General features: G+C 68.2%; 22 protein-coding genes. 10 read left to right on the top strand and 12 right to left on the bottom strand.

Annotated features, from left to right (window positions below):
- Positions 1-92: 92 nt before the first annotated feature.
- Complete coding sequence (locus FHR32_RS30155; protein WP_312882770.1) at positions 93-620, bottom strand: TetR/AcrR family transcriptional regulator; 528 nt, start codon at positions 618-620, stop codon at positions 93-95.
- 103 nt (positions 621-723) lie between these two features.
- On the opposite strand from FHR32_RS30155, the gene FHR32_RS30150 reads away from it, so the two are divergent.
- Together FHR32_RS30150 and FHR32_RS46185 are read left to right on the top strand one after the other, a co-directional pair.
- On the top strand, positions 724-2,007 hold the full coding sequence (locus FHR32_RS30150; RefSeq protein ID WP_246467966.1) for an FAD-dependent monooxygenase: 1,284 nt from the start codon (positions 724-726) through the stop codon (positions 2,005-2,007).
- A gap of 348 nt (positions 2,008-2,355) precedes the next feature.
- Positions 2,356-2,487: a hypothetical protein gene (locus FHR32_RS46185; protein WP_281391103.1), complete on the top strand. Its 132-nt coding sequence runs from the start codon at positions 2,356-2,358 to the stop codon at positions 2,485-2,487.
- Positions 2,488-2,526: 39 nt separating this feature from the next.
- Here FHR32_RS46185 and FHR32_RS30145 read toward each other — a convergent pair whose 3' ends face one another.
- The 6 genes from FHR32_RS30145 to FHR32_RS30120 all read right to left on the bottom strand — a co-directional run bounded on the left by FHR32_RS30145 (position 2,527) and on the right by FHR32_RS30120 (position 6,509).
- Entirely contained in the window at positions 2,527-3,612 is a 1,086-nt protein-coding gene (locus FHR32_RS30145; protein ID WP_184757959.1) for an ArsO family NAD(P)H-dependent flavin-containing monooxygenase, read from the bottom strand.
- Positions 3,609-3,956, bottom strand: a complete 348-nt coding sequence (locus FHR32_RS30140; protein WP_184757958.1) for an ArsR/SmtB family transcription factor — start codon at positions 3,954-3,956, stop codon at positions 3,609-3,611. The genes FHR32_RS30145 and FHR32_RS30140 overlap by 4 nt, the downstream gene beginning before the upstream one ends.
- A 32-nt stretch (positions 3,957-3,988) precedes the next feature.
- Entirely contained in the window at positions 3,989-4,399 is a 411-nt protein-coding gene (locus FHR32_RS30135) for an MFS transporter (protein WP_184757957.1), read from the bottom strand.
- Between the two features lie 246 nt (positions 4,400-4,645).
- Positions 4,646-4,921 carry a hypothetical protein gene (locus FHR32_RS30130; protein ID WP_184757956.1) on the bottom strand — a complete coding sequence of 92 codons (276 nt, stop codon included), beginning with the start codon at positions 4,919-4,921 and terminating at the stop codon, positions 4,646-4,648.
- A 14-nt stretch (positions 4,922-4,935) separates the two neighbouring features.
- Positions 4,936-6,342: an FAD-dependent oxidoreductase gene (locus FHR32_RS30125; RefSeq protein ID WP_184757955.1), complete on the bottom strand. Its 1,407-nt coding sequence runs from the start codon at positions 6,340-6,342 to the stop codon at positions 4,936-4,938.
- A 29-nt stretch (positions 6,343-6,371) separates the two neighbouring features.
- A complete protein-coding gene (locus tag FHR32_RS30120; protein WP_184757954.1) occupies positions 6,372-6,509 on the bottom strand; it encodes a hypothetical protein in 138 nt (45 codons plus the stop codon).
- A 208-nt stretch (positions 6,510-6,717) separates the two neighbouring features.
- Here FHR32_RS30120 and FHR32_RS30115 point away from each other — a divergent pair, with 208 nt between their 5' ends.
- Positions 6,718-7,023, top strand: a complete 306-nt coding sequence (locus FHR32_RS30115; RefSeq protein WP_184757953.1) for a hypothetical protein — start codon at positions 6,718-6,720, stop codon at positions 7,021-7,023.
- A 130-nt stretch (positions 7,024-7,153) separates the two neighbouring features.
- Here FHR32_RS30115 and FHR32_RS30110 read toward each other — a convergent pair whose 3' ends face one another.
- Positions 7,154-7,588, bottom strand: a complete 435-nt coding sequence (locus tag FHR32_RS30110) for a DUF4396 domain-containing protein (RefSeq protein ID WP_312882769.1) — start codon at positions 7,586-7,588, stop codon at positions 7,154-7,156.
- A 528-nt stretch (positions 7,589-8,116) separates the two neighbouring features.
- Between FHR32_RS30110 and FHR32_RS30105 the strand changes: the two genes are divergently transcribed.
- Genes FHR32_RS30105 through FHR32_RS30095 form a run of 3 tightly spaced genes read left to right on the top strand, consistent with a single transcriptional unit; the run spans position 8,117 to position 10,310 of the window.
- The gene (locus tag FHR32_RS30105; protein ID WP_184757951.1) at positions 8,117-8,485 is read left to right on the top strand and encodes a BlaI/MecI/CopY family transcriptional regulator; all 369 of its coding nucleotides are present in this window, start codon (positions 8,117-8,119) and stop codon (positions 8,483-8,485) included.
- Entirely contained in the window at positions 8,482-9,432 is a 951-nt protein-coding gene (locus tag FHR32_RS30100; RefSeq protein WP_184757950.1) for a M56 family metallopeptidase, read from the top strand. The genes FHR32_RS30105 and FHR32_RS30100 overlap by 4 nt, the downstream gene beginning before the upstream one ends.
- Before the next feature lie 50 nt (positions 9,433-9,482).
- A complete protein-coding gene (locus FHR32_RS30095) occupies positions 9,483-10,310 on the top strand; it encodes a F510_1955 family glycosylhydrolase (RefSeq protein WP_184757949.1) in 828 nt (275 codons plus the stop codon).
- 69 nt (positions 10,311-10,379) lie between these two features.
- On the opposite strand, the gene FHR32_RS30090 is transcribed toward FHR32_RS30095, so the two are convergent.
- Entirely contained in the window at positions 10,380-11,060 is a 681-nt protein-coding gene (locus FHR32_RS30090; RefSeq protein ID WP_184757948.1) for an IucA/IucC family C-terminal-domain containing protein, read from the bottom strand.
- A gap of 748 nt (positions 11,061-11,808) precedes the next feature.
- Between FHR32_RS30090 and FHR32_RS30085 the strand changes: the two genes are divergently transcribed.
- Positions 11,809-12,462: a class I SAM-dependent methyltransferase gene (locus tag FHR32_RS30085; protein WP_246467964.1), complete on the top strand. Its 654-nt coding sequence runs from the start codon at positions 11,809-11,811 to the stop codon at positions 12,460-12,462.
- Between the two features lie 183 nt (positions 12,463-12,645).
- On the opposite strand, the gene FHR32_RS30080 is transcribed toward FHR32_RS30085, so the two are convergent.
- Positions 12,646-13,269 carry a DUF305 domain-containing protein gene (locus tag FHR32_RS30080; protein ID WP_184757947.1) on the bottom strand — a complete coding sequence of 208 codons (624 nt, stop codon included), beginning with the start codon at positions 13,267-13,269 and terminating at the stop codon, positions 12,646-12,648.
- A gap of 1,059 nt (positions 13,270-14,328) precedes the next feature.
- Between FHR32_RS30080 and FHR32_RS30075 the strand changes: the two genes are divergently transcribed.
- Positions 14,329-14,967, top strand: a complete 639-nt coding sequence (locus tag FHR32_RS30075; RefSeq protein WP_184757946.1) for a class I SAM-dependent DNA methyltransferase — start codon at positions 14,329-14,331, stop codon at positions 14,965-14,967.
- Between the two features lie 85 nt (positions 14,968-15,052).
- Here the strand turns inward: FHR32_RS30075 and FHR32_RS30070 are convergent, their stop codons facing one another.
- Positions 15,053-15,418: a DUF6262 family protein gene (locus FHR32_RS30070; protein WP_184757945.1), complete on the bottom strand. Its 366-nt coding sequence runs from the start codon at positions 15,416-15,418 to the stop codon at positions 15,053-15,055.
- A 40-nt stretch (positions 15,419-15,458) separates the two neighbouring features.
- Between FHR32_RS30070 and FHR32_RS30065 the strand changes: the two genes are divergently transcribed.
- Together FHR32_RS30065 and FHR32_RS30060 are read left to right on the top strand one after the other, a co-directional pair.
- Positions 15,459-15,650, top strand: coding sequence for a hypothetical protein (locus FHR32_RS30065; RefSeq protein WP_184757944.1), 192 nt, complete (start codon positions 15,459-15,461; stop codon positions 15,648-15,650).
- 230 nt (positions 15,651-15,880) lie between these two features.
- Positions 15,881-16,285 (top strand): MerR family transcriptional regulator, encoded by a 405-nt coding sequence (locus FHR32_RS30060; RefSeq protein WP_221466458.1) that lies wholly within the window; start codon positions 15,881-15,883, stop codon positions 16,283-16,285.
- 68 nt (positions 16,286-16,353) lie between these two features.
- On the opposite strand, the gene FHR32_RS30055 is transcribed toward FHR32_RS30060, so the two are convergent.
- Positions 16,354-18,603 carry a heavy metal translocating P-type ATPase gene (locus FHR32_RS30055; protein WP_184757943.1) on the bottom strand — a complete coding sequence of 750 codons (2,250 nt, stop codon included), beginning with the start codon at positions 18,601-18,603 and terminating at the stop codon, positions 16,354-16,356.
- Between the last annotated feature and the right edge of the window lie 24 nt (positions 18,604-18,627).

Here is an 18,627-nt window from a genome sequence, read left to right as displayed (position 1 = left end):
GACAGAAACACCAGCCACCCGGCATCGTCCTCGGCGGAAGCGGCCTCGGTGACCTGCGGATCGACGAGCGGCACACCGGGGACGAGGCATGATTACGCCCTTCGCCAGGTCTCGCGCTGCGGCTCGATGCCCAGGGCCGCGCAGGCGCCGTCCACGGCCACCCGGCGGAGCTCGTCCTTTGGCACGTCGGTGAACTGGATCGTGCAGTCATGGAGGCCGCCGAAGGCGATCACGGCCCGGGTGGCCTGCTCCAGCGTGGGTTCGGGGCCGTGCAGCAGCTTCACCAGCCGCCCGCGCCAGTTCAGCACGAGGTCGATCAGGCCCAGGTCGGCGAGCGTGGTCAGCTCGCTGAGCATGAGGACGATCTCTTCGCGGTGGCGGTAGTGGAAGCCGAAGCAGCCCTCCAGCAGGGCGCGGGGCTCGACCTCGCCCAACGCCTCCTGACCCACCAGGAACGCCTCTTCCTCGTCGATGATCGGCTGCACGATGCTGCGGACCAGTTCCTCGCGTGAGGAGAAGTGGTAGTAGAGCGCCGGCTTGGTGATGCCCAGCCGGTCGGCGATCTCCTGCAGGCTGGTCCGCTGCACACCCTGCTGGGCGAAGAGCTCGCGGGCGATCACCTGGATCCGCCGCTTGGTGCCAGAGGGACGAGGTATCCCGGCAGCCTATCTGACTTAACGATAGGTATCCGGGGTGTGCTTACCGATCATTAAGTAAGGAGACATGTTCATGCAGATTCTCATCTCCGGCGCCAGCGTCGCCGGTCCGGTGCTGGCGTACTGGCTCACCAGGCACGGCTTCTCCGTCACCGTCGTCGAGCGCGCGCCGGCTCTGCGTAAGACCGGCGGCCACGCGGTCGACCTGTTCCGGCCCGCGATGAACATCTCGGAGAAGATGGGCGTGCTCCCGCGCGTCGAGGAGCGGGCCACCGGCACGAACCGGATGACCCTCTGCCGGGAGGGCGCGCGGCGTCCCGTCCGGGTGGACCTCTCCAAGATCTTCAGCGCCACCTCCGACCGGCACGTCGAGATCATGCGCGACGACCTGAGCGAGATCTACTACGACGCCACGTGTGACGACGTCGAGTACGTCTTCGGCGACTCGATCACCGCGATGTCGCCCGACGGCGAGGTGCGGTTCGAGAACGCCGCGCCGCGCCACTTCGACCTCGTCGTCGGCGCGGACGGGCTGCACTCCAACGTGCGCCGCCTCGTCTTCGGCGACGAGTCCCGCTTCAGCGCCTTCGTCGGGGCCTACCTCGGGGTGCTGACCCTGCCCAACACCTCCGGCCTCGACGGCGAGCTCCTCATCCACGTCGGCGTCGGCCGCACTGCCGGCATGTACGGTGCGCGGCACCTCGGCGACGCGCGGGCGTTGTTCCTGTTCCGGAGCGAGCGCGAGCTCGACTACCACCACCGCGACGTGCCCCGGCAGAAGGAGCTGCTGCGCGGCGCGTTCGACGGCCTTCACGCCGACGTGGACCGCTGGCTGGACGAGCTCGACCGCACCCCGGCGTTCTACTTCGACTCGATCACCCAGCTCCGCATGGACACCTGGTCGCGGGGGAGGGTGACGCTCGTCGGCGACGCAGGCTACTGCCCCGGCCCGGCCGTCGGCGGCAGCACCAGCCTGGCCGTCGTCGGCGCCTACGTCCTCGCCGGGGAACTGGCGCGGGCGGGCGGCGACCACGAGCGCGCCTTCCCCGCCTACGAGCGCGCGATGGCGGAACACGTGCGCGGCAGCCGCGCGGCCGCGCTCAGCGCGGCGAAGACCCTGATCCCCACGTCCCGCCTCGGCGTCTCGGGACTGGCCCAGGGCGCCCGCCTGATCTCCGCCCTGCCCGCGGGACCCAGCCGCGCCCTCCTCCGCCTCACCACCAAGAGCGCACGCCTGTACAACTCCATGACCGTCGACGACTACCCGCCGTCGCCCACCGCATCAGGAGGCCGGGTCGGCCTAGCGGGCGACACCGGAGGCGGCCTCGGGAGCGGGCTCGGGGTGGAATGAGGAGTGCTCGCCCTGCTGCCAGCTCGGCCTGCGGAACTGGTAAAGGAGCAGCCCAACACACGCCCGCGAGGTTGTTACGGCTGGTCAACGTTGCGGGTGCCGAACCGGCCGCGCTCTTGATCATCGGTCGTTAGACTGCTGGGGTTCACGCGGGCGGTGTCAGCGCGGGAGCTGGTGTCAAGATACGGGAGCTGGTGTCAAGATAGAGGGGCGCCTAATCAGACTGGATCATCCCGCCAGTGGGCCTGCTGCTCACACCGTGCAGAGCACTGCCCTGGTCGACAAGGTGGCTGGCCGAATCAGAGATCACCGTCGCCCACCGCCGCTGTCGCCTGGCCTACGGAGTCGATGGCCTGGCTGGATGACCTGGCCGATGACGGCCGGCCGCTGGCCCGGGCCACGCCCCAGATCGTCGGCGATCTCTTCCAGACCTACGGAGTTCCCAAAAACCGGCAGATCCGCCGCTGGACCAACAAGTGAGCGGGCAGTAGGCAGCCGCAAAGGCCGGTGACGGAGTCGTCAGCGGGCGTCAGCCACCAACTGCTGCATCACCTCGGCCACGGCCGTGCGGGCCGTGCGGGCGGCACCGATCAGGGTGGCCGAGGCGGGTCCGGTCCAGTCGCCGTAGCCGAGCAGGTGCAGGCGAGGCTCGCCCAGGGCGCGGGTGCCGTCGGTGGGGATGAGCCCGTCCGCGCCGCGCAGGCGCAGCGGGGCCAGGTGCCCGAGGGCAGGGCGGAATCCGGTGCACCACACGATGGTGTTGCAGGCCAAGGTGGTGCCGTCGCTCCACGCCACGCCCTCAGAGGTGATGCGGGTGAACATCGGCTCGGCCTTGAGCACACCTCGGTCACGTGCTTCTCGGACCGGGGGCACAGAGACGATGTCGCCCAGGGCGCCGATCCCGGTCGCGCTCTCGCCCACCAGGGCGGCTTGGTGGCGGCGGGTCGCCAGATCGAACAGCGCCCTACCATCCACCTCATCAGGCAGCAGCCGGGGCGGGCGCGAGGTGACCCAGGTGGTCGCCGCGACGGCAGAGAGCTCGGCGAGGATCTGCGCGGCCGAGTTGCCGCCACCGACGATCACCACGTTCCGACCGTCGAAGGAGGCGGGGCCATCGTAGTCGGCGGTGTGCAACTGCCGGCCGGCGAAGTCACCGATGCCGGGGTAGTACGGCACGTAGGGGCGCCACCAGGCGCCCGTCGCGCTGATCACGATCCGGGCGCGCCAGACGCCCGCGTCGGTCTCCACCTGCAGGGAGGCGCCGCTGCGCCGTACGGCCCGCACGCTCACCGGCCGGATCACGGGCAGCTGGTAGCGCTGTTCGTAGTCGGTCAGGTAGGCGACGGTGTCGGCGGCGCTGGGGTAACCGCCTGCCGGCGGGGGCGGCATCATCCACCCGGGCAGCGAGCTGTACTGAGCGGGGGAGAACAGGCGAAGGGACGGCCACGCGTGCCGCCACGCGCCACCGGGCTGTTCTTGCGCGTCCAGGACGGCGAAGTCGGCTCCCGCGCGGCGCAGGTGGTACCCGGCGGCCAGGCCGGCCTGCCCTCCACCGATGACCAGGACGTCGACCGCCCGCGCGGTGGCGGTCGGGGAGCTGCTCACACGCTCGAGGGCTCGGCCAGCGGGGTGAACAGCGCGCCCAGCCGGGCGACGGCGGCCGGGACAATCCAGTAGTAGACCCAGGTGCCGCGCCGCTCGCTGTCGATCAGCCCGGCGGTGCGCAGCACTTTCAGGTGGTGGGAGATGGTCGGCGCGGTCAGATCGAAGGCGGCGGTCAGGTCACACACGCACGCCTCACCTCCGGCATGCGAGCCGATCATCGACAGCAGGCGCAGCCTGACCGGGTCGGCGGCCGCCTTGAGCAGTACCGCCAGCTCGGCCGCGTCGGGCTCGCTCAGTGGCGCGCGCGCGATCGGCGCGCAGCACGAGGTGGTGATGGCGGTCAAGACGGCACTCCTTACTTCGAAATCTATCTAAATCATACGCGATGGTAGGCCAGCAGCGCGACCGCTCCCAGCGGAGCCAAGGCCTTGTCGGTGACGGAAAAGGCGGCGATGCGGCCCGACAACGAGGCATACGCCGCCGTGCCGTACCTCTCGACCAGCAGATGCGGCAGGGTGATGGAGGCGATGCCGAATCCGAGCCCGAATCCCAGCACGCAGCCGATGGCGCCCGGCACCGTCCGCCCGGCCAGCGGCAGCAGCGCGGCGGCGACGCCCTGGAGGGTGAAGATCGACGCCGCGATGAGCGCGGCGGGCATACGGCGTTGCAGGCCGGTGGTGAGCAGGCGTCCGGTCACCGACAGCACGCCCAGCAGCCCGGCCAGCGTGGCGGCCAGGACGGGTGAGTGCCCGAGGTGGATGAGGTAGGTGATGAGCAGGACCGCCATCACGGCCGACCAGCGGGGCGCGCAGCGCGGCGATCAGGATTGAGCCGGTGAGTGCGGCGGCGATCTGGGTGCCGCTCGCATTCAGGTCGCGGGCCATGGGGGTGAGGAAGACGGAGAAGGCGTAGTAGAGCACGCCGTAGCCGATGGTCTGGGTGACGGCCAGCGCGGCGACGATCCGCCGGCCATGAGGGGAACGTGACGGAGCGCCGCCTCCTGTGGCAGGGGCGGCGCTCTCTGCGGTGGAGTTCACTCGCGCGTCCTGCCGCAGGAGATCAGGGCGCGGCCGTCCGCCGTGGTCCTCCAGGCGCCCTCGGTGTCGGCGTCGGTGATGAAGCCTTGGGCTTTCAGGCGCCAGGTCAGGGTGCCGGCCATGCGGGTGATCGCCGGGGCGAATCCCGGGTTGGTGCTCGATCGTCGGGCGCTGAGCAGGTGACGGCCCAGTTGGTGGGTGTCCAGGTGGCCATGGTCGCAGATGAGGCGCAGGGCCTCTTTCTGTGCCGCGGTGGGGTGTCCCTCTGACATGTCGGTTCCCTTTCTCAGCCGCAGCAGCCGCCACCGTCGGAGGCGACGGTGACCAGGGGAAGCGGGGTGGCCAGCAGGCCGCCGCTGATGCCGGTGGCCAGGCCGAGGCGCTGTTCCTGAGCTTCGGCCAGGTTGGAGGAGCACACGCCGGTCTCGGGCAGGTCGAGCTGGACGTCACGGGCCGCCTCCCAGTCCCCGGCCAGGGCGGCGACCACCGAGCGGACCTGCTCATATCCGGTGGCCATCAGGAACGTCGGGGCGCGGCCGTAGCTCTTGACGCCGACCGCGTAGTAACCGTTCTCGGGATGCGCGAGCTCGTCGACGCCGTGAGCGGGTACGGTGCCGCAGGAGTGCTGGTTGGGGTCGATCAGCGGTGCCAGGGCGCGGGTGGAGCCGAGAATCGGATCCAGGTCCAGGCGCAACTCGGAGGCGATGGAGTGATCAGGCCGGTAGCCGGTCGCGGCCACGATCCGGTCGGCGGTCACCGACTGCCCGCCGCCGGACGGGTCACGGCTGACCACGCTCACCCGGCCGCCGGACTCGGTGACGGTGTGAGTGTAGAAACCGGTGACCAGGGTGATGCGACCGGACTCGACGTGCGCCCGCAGCCGGGTGCCGATCGCACCGCGAGCCGGGAGGGCGTCCGCTCCGCCACCGCCGTAGGTGCGGCCGGCATTGGTGGCGCGGACCGCCCAGGTGATCTGCGTGTCCTCCAGCTCGGCCAAGGCAAGCAGGGTGGTGGCCGCCGAGTGTCCGGCGCCGATGACGAGGGTGTGCTTGCCGGCGTAGACCTCGCGATCGGCCCCCAGGACGTCGGGCAGCGCGTGATCGACGAACCGGGCTGCCTGCTCTTCGCCGTAGGCGGGCAGGCCGTCGGCGCCCAGGACGCTGGGGGTGGTGTAGGTACCGGAGGCATCGATGATCGCCCGCGCCTGGAGTTCCTGGCCGTCGGACAGGCGCAGCAGGAACGGGACCTCCTCACGGCCGGTGGTGCGGACCCGGTCGAGGCCGAGGCGGCTGATCGCCGTCACCTTCGCCCCCAGGCGGACCTTGTCACCGAACAGCTTGGCCAGCGGGGCGAGGTAGTCGCCGATCAGTTCGGCGCCGGTGGGCAGCCAATCGGCGTCGGGGGCGCTCCAGCCGTCGGCCTCCAGCAGGCGGCGGGCGGCACCGTCGATGTTGTAGCGCCACGGGCTGAAGACCCGCACGTGGCCCCACTGCGCCACCGACGCGCCGACCTGGTGCCCGGCCTCGACCACCACGAAGTCCAGGCCACGCTCGGTCAGGTGCGCGGCTGCGGCCAGCCCGGCCGGGCCCGCGCCGATCACCACCACGGGCAACGCACTCACCTCGGGGTGCGAGGCGATCTGCTCGATCTCGACTGTCGTGGGGCCCGTGGGACCGCAGCATCCGTCACTCATGATTATCTCTCCAGAGATTTCGTCGCGGCTTAGCGAAACAGCAGGGTGGCGATGCGGGCGCGGTCCACGGCGGCGCTCACGCGGCAGCTCGTGTCACAGGCCTCGCCGCGGACCTCATCGAAGGTGACGTCCGTAGCGGAGCGGAACCGGCGGAACAGAGCACGCATCACACACCTCTTGCTTAGAAGATTATCTAAGTAGTAGGTAGCGTGCCTCGCTGATTAGAGAGATGTCAAATCAAGCGAATGCCGGAACGCCGGAGGCGCCCCGTGGGCCGAACTGGATTCCGGCGGCGCCATCCGCCCCGCGGTATGGCTCGCCCCGCCGGCCGGAACTCAGCCGCAGGCGGTGTCCTGTCCGCCTACGGCCTGTGACATGGGCTCCGCACCGGTCACATTAGGGCTCGTCCTGCTCCTGGTGGCGACCATGCTCACCATCGGTACCGCGCTCACCCTGGAGGGGTTCACCGTCCTGCGGCGCCGTCCGCGGGCGCTGGTAGCGGCCGCAGCGGCGGACATCGTGATCGTACCGGCTGTCGCGGTGGCACTGGTGAACGGGCTGGGACTGGACGGGCCGCTCGCCTACGGGATCGTGCTGGCCGCCGCCGCTCCCGGCGGCGGCACCGGCACGGGGAGTAGGAGGCCGAGCGGCCGACGTCGGCGCGGTGGATCAGGCCGGTGACCGTGACCGCGTCGTGGCCGTCCTCCAGGATCAAGTCCACCAAGGCTGCTGCACGCCCCGCCGGGTGCGGCTCACCCGGCGATCGAGCCGGTCCGGGAGAGACCTTCGTCTCTGGCCTGTGAGGCGGTTCTCAGTGGTGGTAGGCGTGAACCACCGCGTGCCCCTTGCCCTTGCCGATGATCCACTTGTTGATCGGGGTAGTGATGAGGAAGGCCACCAGCAGGGCGAACGCGAGAGCACCCCAGAACAGGCCGGAGGCGAGCCCGGCGTCCATGGCGCCCGGGATGACGAGCATCACGCCGTTGTCGATGATCTCCATGACGATGATCGACACGGTGTCGGCGGCGAGCGCCAGCCGTACGACCTCGCGCCAGCCGAGATCGGCCTTCCGCAGACCCACGGTGGTGAGTGCGTAACCGAAGAAGAAGGCCAGGACGATGGCCAGGACGACGGTCGGCCCGTTCGACCAGCCCAGGGTCGTTCCGATCACCATGCCGAGCACCTCGCCGATGGCGCAACCGGTGAGGCAGTGCAGGGTCGCCGACGCGGCCGTCCGCCACGTCACCTTCCCGGAGTGACCGGCGTGAGAGTGACCCGCCTGCGCATGTGGATCATGGCCATGGTGCCCTACGTGTCCGGCGTGATCCATGTGGTGCATCGGTTCCGACATCGCAATCTCCTGACTCGCACGCCGCCCTGACCTCGGCCACGTTATACCTATTAGGGGTATATATCGATGATTTTTTTGCCGAAAAGCCCCAAAGGTGTCATGTCTCCACGAACGGACCTACTTCACCCCAAGGGCATTCCGGTAAGGCGTGACTCTACTATGGGCGATCGGAGTAGAACCGATGAGCCTCCGCGGTCACCACGTCGCGAAGGCGAGCGCATCACGCCTTCGCGAGATCCGCGTCCGATGGAGCGACAGGCCGTTCTCGGCCCGGTGCAGCCACACTGCCTCTCTGGTCACGCAATGACGCCGGGCACCGCGGCCTCGGTGATTTCCAGGCCGACGGCGGGAACGACACATGGCCAGGCATCTACGACCGCCGGTAGCATTAAATGATTCGCAGGTAGACGGGAGTCTCACACGATGCGTGGTCTGGGAGACCTGGAGTCCGCAATCATGAACCGGCTGTGGGCCTACCACCGGCCCGCCTCGGTCAGGGACGTGCTCGAGGATCTCCGCCGCGAGCGGGAGATCGCCTACACCACCGTCATGACGGTGATGGACAAGCTGCACACCAAGGGCCTGCTCCGCAGGAAGGCGGTCGGCCGGGCGTACGTCTACGAGACGGTGGCCACCAAGGAGGCCTACACCGCCGATCTCATGCGCGACACCCTCGCCTCAAGCGGCAATCAGGCGGCCACCCTGGTGCACTTCCTGGAACGGCTGACTCCGGAGGAGTCGGCCGCTCTCGAGGCCGCGCTCAAGGTGTATCCACCTCGAGGCCGCTCATGATGGCCGCCGCCATCCTGGCGCTGTACGCCGTCGTCGCGGTGGTCGCGCTGCCCCGGCTGCTGACCCGGGGCGAATGGGCGGAGCGCGCGCCACGCCTGGCGATCGCCGTGTGGCTGGCCGGGTGCATATCCGTGGTCGCGTCCGTGCTTTTCTCGGCACTCGCCGCCGCGATCCCCGCCAACATGGTCGGACACGGGCTGGCGGAGTTCTTCAAGGCGTGCGCGGACATGCTCTCCGATCGTGCCACCTTCGACTCCCCGAGCGCCCGGGCCGCCCTGCTCGGTGCCGCTCTGATCGCGGCCAGAATCACCTACTGCGGAACGGCCATCCTGGTCAGGGCCCGGCGGGAACGGCGACAGCACGCCGGCATGCTGAACATCCTCGGCCGCCACGACGGCGAGCTGGACGCGGTCGTGCTGGATCACGACGAGGCCGCCGCCTACTGCCTGCCCGGCCGGAAGGGCAGGGCGGTCATCACAACCGCGGCCCTCCAATCCCTCGCTCCCGAACAGGTGGCCGCGGTCCTCGCTCACGAGCAGGCCCACCTGCGAGGGCGGCACCACCTGGTGCTGGCCGCCGCCGAAGCGTTCCCCCGGGCCTTCCCCCACCTGCCGCTGTTCACTCGGGCAAGACGCGAGATCGCGCGGCTGGTCGAGCTCCTCGCCGACGACGTCGCGGCCCGCCGCCACTCCCGCATCCACATCGCCGCCGCGCTGGTCCGGCTCGCCACCGGTCGAGCACCGGCCTTCACTCTGGGCGCGGGCGGCGAGACCGCCCTCACCCGCGTCAAGCGCATGCTCAACCCGGCCGCTCCCCTCGGCTGCCGGGAACGCGTCGCGGGGCTCTCCGCCGTCGTCCTTCTCCTCGCCGGTCCTGCGGCCGTGGCAGCTATTCCCGGCTTGAACTCGTTCCTGGCTCACCACTGCCACAACATCTCGATCTTCTAGCCGCCGAAAGATCTACTAAAGTCAATAGTAGAACGGGCTAAGCTCATGGCATGGTCTCCATCGATCAGCGTCTCCGCCTGCGCGCAGGCGCCGTCCTGACACTCCTGGCCCTTCTGGGTACGGCGTGCGCCGGAGAGTCGTCCCAGGAGACCACTGATCCTGGGATCGGTCACGTCCACGGCCTTGGCGTCGATCCTGCCGACGGCACGGTCTACATCGCGGGGCACTACGGACTGTTCCAGGTCCGGTCTACCGACACCGCCCGGCGCGTCGCCGACCGCATCCAGGACCACATGGGCCTCACCGTGATCGGTCCGAAGACGTTCCTCGCAAGCGGACACCCCGGGGCATCCGACGTCGCGTCTGGCGGATCACCTCACCTGGGCCTGATCCGCACGATGGACGCCGGCGCCACCTGGACCCCGGTGTCGGAGGCGGGCAGCGCCGACTTCCACTCGATCCAGCCGGCGGGGACGTCCCTCTACGCCTACGACAGCCAGACGGGGAGGGTAAGGCGCAACGGCAATGAGGGCCAGACCTGGGTGTCGGGAGCGAAGGCACAGGTGATCGACCTCGCCGGTCACGGAGAGAAGCCGAACCGCGTGTACGCGACCACACCGGACGGGCTCCAGGTCAGCCATGACGGCGGTATGAACTTCACCGCGCTCACCGGTGCCCCGTTCCTCTCCCACGTGGACTCCCTCAGCAAGGACGAGTTGGTTGGAGTCGGCGCCGACGGCCAGGTGCAGGCCAGTGAAGACAGCGGCAAGACCTGGCAGGCGTCGGGCCGCCTGCCCGGCCAGGCCGTTGCTTTCACCGTCGTTAACCGGCGGTGGATCGTGGAACGATCGAGACAATGGCACGGCCCGTCATCCTGAAAGCTCAGATCGAGTCTCTGGACGCGGGCAGCCGACCTGCCAGTAGGACCTTGGAAGCCCGTGAGGGAATCAGTGGGGGATAGCGCCGCCTGCGAGGATCCGGCGGTAGTTGGCCACGCGGTCCTCCACGCTGTCGAGACAGCAGCTGGCACACTTCTCACCGTGGTCCGCGGTGTAGAAAAGGCAGCACGTCCGGCGCAGATAGAACAACCCCTCCCGATCGCCCTCGGCGAGCCGGACCATCTCGCCGAGCCTGCCCAACTCCTGCGGACAGGCCGCAAGGAACTCATCATGGGCACGCTGCAGCACATCGACATCGGCGCCCGGCAGTCGGCTCGCGGCCCCGAACGCCGCGGCACATCCCTGGGCGATTCCGCCGTTGAGCTGGCGCTTGCTCGCCCGGCTACGCACGCGCATCGCGTCGGCGAGCGGAAACAAGTGATCGTCGAGCACCTGGTTCACCAGCAGCCCCAGCCGCTCGCTCTCAGTCATGCCCGAGACGTCGACCAACTGCGGCCTGCGCAGCGCGACGGCTTTGAATCCGTGATCACCGAGCCGGAGCGCCACATTCTCCGGCCGGACGTCCAGCACCACGCCGTACAACGCCCAGGCCAACAGCGCAGGAGCAGTCACTGTGCCGGCGTAGACCGCCATGACCGTCAGAGCCACCGCGTGCGCGGAAACCTGCCCACTGCCCACGCGCTCGGCTTCGAGAACCTGGGTCAGCTCCGTTGAAGTAGGGTCCAGCAATCTGTCTGCGGTGATCCAGTCCTCCGGATCCAGGCCGACCTCCAGTCGATAGCGCTCGCCGTAGCCGCAAGGGTCCCAAGCACGGCGATGAGGTCAGCGGACGGATGAGTCACGATCTGTAGCTCCTTGGGTAACAAACGGCGGTGGCCGCGAACGATTCTGCGCTATCGCGCCGCTTGGGCCGATCGAGGCGGCCGCAGGGCGCATCCGGACACCGGCCCGATACGCCCCTTCCGCCTTCGACCTTTTCCACGATGCCGACGGGCTTGGGCTCGTCGCTCCAGGCGTCGTGTTTTCGGAGAGCCGCCCTACCGCCGCGTGTGCGGCGGATTCACCCCAGGCGAGACCAGGGCGAGCTTCGGTCTCGCATAGTTGGGTCCCCGGTTCCCGCGACGAAGTCGTCTCCGTCGCGGGTGGGATTCGGCGGCAGGCTGGCCGTCCTCGGGGTGAAGGCGGGGCGCCGACTAGTACGATGGAATCTAGTAGTTAGGCCTTGAGAAACTGAATAAAAATTCATATAAAGGATAAAAGATTTATTTTGTCCGATGCCTCCTGATGTCTTCCTAACCGCGTTGCCCGGCTAGGAGTGGTCGTAGCGTCGGAGGCCTTCGATCAACCTGGCAGGCGCCCTACTACCCCGCGATCGACGCTCCCAGTTGATCAGGGTTACCTGTGGATCAGGACGTCGCACTCGGTGACCGTCTCGCTGGTCTGCGTCTTCGCCGTTGCGCCTCTGACCGGGTAACCGATGATGAATGTGGAGAAGACGATGACGAAGACAGGAGTGAGCCATCCGATCTTCGCGCGGTTCTACGCCTGCATCAGCCAGGCGATAGAACGTAGAGGTCTGGCAGAGCGTCGCGAGGCGCTACTGGCGGGACTCTCCGGAGAGGTGATCGAGGTGGGTGCCGGTAACGGGCTGACCTTCGCTCATTACCCACCAGCCGTCACCAGGGTGCTCGCGGTCGAACCGGAGCCACGTCTGCGTCGGCTCGCACAGGCAAACGCCGATAAGGCTTCTGTCTTCATCGAAGTCGTCGACGGCCTCGCCGACCGGCTGCCGGCGGGGGACGCGAGCTTCGACGCCGCCGTTGTCTCATTGGTGCTGTGCTCACTACCTGACCAGGCATCGGCGTTGCGAGAGATGTACCGGGTGCTCAAGCCCGGCGGACAACTGCGTTTCCTCGAACACGTCCGCGCCGATTCGCCCGGTCTGGCCCTCGTTCAGCGTTTGCTGGACGCCACGGTGTGGCCCCGCCTGTTCGGCGGCTGTCACACCGGCCGCGACAGCGTAGCGGCGATCGAGCGGGCCGGATTCACACTTGAGCGGCTGGAGCGATTCATGCTTCCTCACGTCCGCACGCCGATGTCCTTCTGCGTTCTCGGCGCGGCCCGCCGATGAGTTCGAAGCTCCAGAGAGGCCGGCTGGGCCGGCTTCAGCCTGGCCGCGCCTGTCACGGGGCCGATTGAACAGCGGAGCCCTCCAAGGCGTCGCTTCTCACAAGTGTGGACATGCGACACAAGTACTGAAGCCGATGGCGCCCAGGCGCGAGTTACGCCTGAGCGCCACCGGCCGTTATGTGACTTAGAGCCGGTCGAGGAGTTTCTGCATCTGTGCGATCTCGGCCTGCTGCGCGGTCTCGATGGTCTTGGCGAGCTTCTTGGCTTCGGGGTTGGCCCCCTGCTCCTGCTCGGTCTTGGCCATCATGATCGCCCCCTCGTGATGTCCGATCATGAATTCGGAGAACATCCGGTCGAACTTCGTTCCCTTCGCCGCCTGGAGCTTGACCATGTCCGTCTCGGTCATCATCCCCGGCATGACATGGCCGCCATGACCTCCTTCTGGAGGTGAGGCCTTCCAGGCCGACAACCAGCCGGTCAGAGTGGTGATCTCCGGCTCCTGAGCGGACTTGATCTTAGCTGCGAGCTCCTTGACCTCGGTATCGCCGGCATGCGTCTTGGCGAGCTTGGCCATCTCCACGGCCTGTTCGTGGTGCGGGATCATCGTCTGTGCGAAGGTGACGTCGACGTCGTTGAAAGAAGCTGCCGGCTGCTGACTCGCGGTGGCGGAGGGAGCGCCGCTGGTCATGCCGGTGTGCCCGGCCATCGAGTCGTTGCCGCCTCCGCAGGCGGTAAGCAGCGCGAGGGCTCCGGCTCCTGCCGTGGTGATCAGAGCGAGCCTGTGGATAGCGGATCGGTTGGTGGACATGGTTGCCTGGTCTCTTTCCGGTTTCGTTGTACCCACGTGCCGATCGTCTGCGGGCAGGTCTCCAATGCCGCCCGCCAAGGCGAGTGGCCTATATGCGCAGGACCGAGAGACGCGCCAGGCGTAGAGCCGTGCTCTGTTGGGGCGGTCGGGCGACGAGCAGTGTGGGCGAGGCGCCGGCGGCCCGGGCTTCCGGGATCCGCCGCGCCCGCCGCGACGCCGCACCCATGAGGAGAAGGAAAAACGAAGTGAGCACAGCCAGGCAGACCGAGGCCGGATCAGGGCTGGGGAACGTGTCGTCAGGCCCCGAAACCCACTGCTCGACGTGGGAGATGAGGGCGGGATGGGACATGGGCCGCGCTTCCGGCCCTCCACGATCAGCGGCAAAGACGTGCCCGGAGACGTAAGGTACGGAGCCGTGTCTCCGCTCATGGCCTAGATGCCCCAGCGTATGCATCCCGGCAACGCCCAGGATCAGTGCGACGGACAGAAGCCAGCGAGGCACCCGCAAGACAGACTGGTGAGTCGAGCTGCCCATCTTCCCCCTTGCCTGCCTGAGCCCTGACCGCTCCAATCGGTCTAGTCTACGACTAGCAATAGTAGATTGGGGCGCACGCGCGCATGGCGGCAAAGCGCATAAGAGCCGACCAGCCCTGACTGATCAACGCCGAAAGACTTGTGGATCATCGAGCGGACTTTACTGCCTTGGATAGTATGTATTTCTCGGTGATCGCCGATCACACTGCGTAGCCCCTGAGCGCTCTCGGCTCCTGGCCCGGACCCGAAGACCGCGCCGGAGAGCGCCGCCAAGGCCGGGCTGACGCATCTCAACCTGGACGGCACACTGATCTGCATCGACCGAATCTCCGCCCCCGGACCCCAACGGCGCCGGCCTTTACTGGTCCGACGTTCCCTGCACCTTGATGCGTGCTATACGTCTTGACCAGCAGGGTTGCGGTAGAGACATGTCTCGGAGCTGGATGTTGATCTCGTCGGCGAGAGTGAGAGGGTCTCTTCGAACCCTTCATGGATCTTGGGGCGAATCGGGTAGGGTGGCCCGTCATGACCGAACACCCCTCCTATCTCACTGCCACAGCGAATGCCTACGACGCCGTCGCCGCTCTTTACGCTGACCTCTTCCAAGGCGCGCTCAATGACCAGCCGCTGGATCGCGCGGCGCTGGACGTGTTCGCCGAGGTCGTACGGACTGCCGGTGGCGGGCCGGTCGCCGAGCTCGGATGCGGCCCTGGATATGTGACGGCGTACCTGCGGAAGCTGGGACTGGACATTTTCGGCCTTGACCTGTCGCCGGTGATGATCGATCTTGCCCGTGAGGCGTATCCGGACCTGCGCTTCGAGGTCGGTTCGATGGACGCCCTGGACCTGGCCGATGGAGGGCTGCGGGGGATCGTGTCCTGGTACTCCGTCATCCATACGCCCCCGCAGGATCTGCCGACGTACTTCAGGGAGTTCCGCCGCGTTCTGGCCCCGGGCGGTCATCTCCTGCTCGGCTTCTTCGAGTCCGAAGGAGAGCCGGTGACACCCTTCGACCACAAGGTGACGCTGGCGTATCGGTGGCCGATCGACGAACTGGCCGCGCTGGCACGCGCCGCTGACTTCGTCGAAGTGGGCCGGGTGCTGCGCGAGCCTCACGCGGGGGAGCGGTTCCGCCAGGGCCGCCTGCTGATGCGCCGGCAGTAAACGCGGATCTCGCGCTAAGATCGTATGCCCGAAATTGTTGGAGGGGATCCGAAGCCACCCTCTGAGCGGGGGGAGGTTGGGCATGTCAGCTCACCTGCTCCGGCGGGTGATCGTGGTCGACGCGCCGGGTGGCCGCGTGTTCTCGAAGTCGGCCCAGAAGTAGCGCATTTTGCGCCCGAAGACGTTGGAGTTCGGCCCTGAGCTCGCCGTTGGTGACGGTGAGCTGGCGAATGCGGGCTTCCTTGGAGGGATCCGTCATGCGCTGGCGGGCGGGATGCCGCTGGCCGGAGCGCTGTTGTAGGTTTCGTAGCCGCTGGATCTCCTCGATCAGTTCGGGAACCCGGTAGAGGAAGGCGCGTGAGGCGCCGGAGGCGCGGACGACCGCGGCGACCGTGATGGTGTCCCCGGCGTCATCGAGACGCCGGTGAGGTGCCCCGAACCTTCCGGACATTGGCCCCACTAAAATTGGGCCATCGGGAAAGGGAAGGTACGTGCTGCAGAATCGCAGAAAGTTTTCACCTGAGTTCAAGGATGAGGTGATCAAGAGTATCTGGATCGACAGCTCGCAGCATGAATTGGCCGCAAAGAAGCTGTCCGGAATGATCTCGGCACCTCAGACCGACCTTTGGGAAGCCCTGCTGAAGACCGCTGCCGATCTGATCGAGCTTGACTTCGGGAAGTGAGGTGCTTCGCGCGATCCTCGCCCGACTCGTGGTGCTGTGTAGGGCGATGACAACCGTGCCTCTTGGCCGGACGGCTGGCGGGCGGCATCAGCGCGTCGGTGAACACGCCGGTGCGCACTTCGCCGGTGACGTCTGTCTGGTCTGCGGTGTGGTCTGTGACGGTGTTGTTCGACGTGCGGTCGAGGATGCGACTTAATGTCGACATGAAGTCAAACGGGAACCCTACGTTGATGACCATCGGTGAGATCGCGGAACGCTTCGGCCTGGCGACGCATGTGCTGCGGCACTGGGAGTCCATGGGACTGCTGACACCGGCCAGGGTGGAGGGCGACCGCCGCCGTTACGGTCACGATGATCTTTATCGTATCGCGGTGATCCTGCGTGCAAAGGAGGCCGGGTTCGCCCTCGACGACATCCGGGAGATGATCGCCACCGAGGACCCGGCCGCACGGCACGACATCCTGCTGCGCCGGCACGCGGAGTTGACACGGCGTATCGCCGAGGCGCAGGCCTCCCTCGAACTGATCGAATGCGCCCTGGACTGCGACCACGAGGACTTCACCGGTTGCCCCCATTTCCAGACCATGGCGGCTGAGCGGATCGGATTCGACTCACCTGCGGGTGTCCGGGTGTGACGAAGCACCGGCGTGGCCGGAGGCGATGTGCCGCCTCCGGCCACGCCGGTGCTTGTCGTTGATCGACGTTACTTGAAGCCGCGCAGGCGCAGGCTGTTGGTGACCACGAAGACCGAGGAGAACGCCATGGCGGCTCCGGCGATCATCGGGTTGAGCAGGCCGAGCGCGGCCAGTGGCAGAGCGGCCACGTTGTAGGCGAAGGCCCAGAACAGGTTGCCCTTGATGGTGGCCAGGGTGCGGCGGGACAGGCGGATGGCGTCGGCGGCCACCCGCAGGTCGCCGCGGACCAGGGTGAGGTCGGAGGCCTCGATGGCCGCGTCGGTGCCGGTGCCCATGGCCAGGCCCAGATCGGCCTGGGCGAGCGCGGCGGCGTCGTTGACGCCGTCGCCGACCATGGCCACCGACCTGCCCTCGGCCTGCAGGCGCTTGACGACGTCGACCTTGTCCGCGGGCAGTACCTCGGCGATGACCTCGTCGATCCCCAGCTCGGCGGCGACCGACCGGGCGACGGCCTCGTTGTCGCCGGTGAGCAGCACCGGGGTCAAGCCCAGCGCACGTAGCTGAGCGATGGCCTCGGCGGAGGTGGGCTTGACCACATCCGCCACGACCAGGACCGCGCGCGCTTTGCCGTCCCAGCCGACCGCGACAGCCGTACGGCCGGCCGCCTGAGCCTCGGTGAGCGCCCGCTCGAGATCGGCGGGCAGGTGCTGCGACCAGTCGGCCAGCAGCCGGGGGCGGCCCACCAGCACGGCGTGCCCGTCGACGACGCCCTGGACGCCGAGTCCTTCGACGTTGGCGAAGTCCTCCGGCGTGGGCGGTTCGCCGACCCGCTCGGCCGCGCCCCGGGCGATCGCCTGGGCGATGGGGTGCTCGGAGGCGTGTTCCAGCGCACCGGCCAGGCGGAGAACCTCGTCGGTGTCCTCGCCGTCGGCCACGTGCGTCTCGACCAGCGTCATCTTGCCCTCGGTGACGGTGCCGGTCTTGTCGAGCACCACGGTGTCGATCCTGCGGGTGGACTCCAGCACCTCGGGGCCCTTGATCAGGATGCCGAGCTGGGCGCCTCGGCCGGTGCCCACCAGCAGCGCGGTCGGTGTGGCCAGGCCCAGGGCGCAGGGGCAGGCGATGATCAGCACGGCCACCGCCGCGGTGAAGGCCGCGCCGGCGCCGCCGCCGGTGCCGAGCCAGAAGCCGAGCGTGCCGACGGCCAGCGCGATGACGATGGGGACGAAGATCCCGGAGATGCGGTCGGCGAGGCGCTGCACCTGCGCCTTGCCGGTCTGGGCGTCTTCGACCAGCCTGGCCATCTGGGCGAGCTGGGTGTCGGCGCCGACGCGGGTGGCGCGGACGACCAGGCGGCCTCCGGCGTTCACGGTCGCGCCGGTCACCGCGTCGCCGGGTCGCACCTCGACCGGGACGGACTCGCCGGTGAGCATGGAGGCGTCGACCGCGGAGGTCCCTTCCTCGATCACGCCGTCGGTGGCGATCTTCTCGCCCGGCCGGACCACGAACCGGTCCCCGGCCGCGAGTCGATCACTGGGGATGCGGATCTCCTTGCCGCCGCGCAGTACGGCGACGTCTTTGGCGCCGAGTTCCAGCAGGGCGCGCAGTGCGGCGCCGGCGCGGCGCTTGGAGCGGGCCTCGAAGTAGCGTCCTGCCAGGATGAACGCCGTGACCCCGGCGGCGGCCTCCAGGTAGATGTTGCCCGAGCCGTCGGTGCGCTCGATGGTGAACGTGAACGGGTGGGTCATGCCGGGAGTGCCCGCGCTGCCGAGGAACAGCGCCCACAGCGACCAGCCCAGCGCGGCGATCGTGCCGAGCGAGATCAGGGTGTCCATGGTGGCGGCGCCGTGGCGCAGGTTGGTCCAGGTCGCCCTGTGGAACGGCCAGCCCGCGTAGATCACGACGGGGGCGGCGAGGGTGAGCGACAGCCACTGCCAGTAGGTGAACTGCAGGGGCGGGATCATCGCCATCGCGATCACCGGTACGGCGAGCACCACGGCGGTGATCAACCGGTTGCGCAGCGGAGCCAGTTCGTCGGCCGGTTCGCCCGGGGAATCGTCCTGTGTCGTGCTGCTCTTCGGCTCCGGGGGGAGCGCGGCGGTGTAGCCGGTCTTCTCCACCTCGGCGATGAGGTCGTGCGGGTCGATGCCCTCGGCGAAGGTGACCTTGGCCTTCTCGGTGGCGTAGTTCACGGTCGCGGTGACACCGTCGAGCTTGTTGAGTTTGCGTTCGATCCGGTTGGCGCAGGACGCGCAGGTCATGCCGCCGATCGAGAGTTCGACAGCGCCTTGGGGTCTGTCGTCGGTGAGGGAGGACATCACCTGCTCCTTTCGCTTGTCATG

The organism is Streptosporangium album, from assembly GCF_014203795.1.
Taxonomy (GTDB): domain Bacteria; phylum Actinomycetota; class Actinomycetes; order Streptosporangiales; family Streptosporangiaceae; genus Streptosporangium; species Streptosporangium album.
This window is presented reverse-complemented; position numbering and strand designations above follow the sequence as displayed.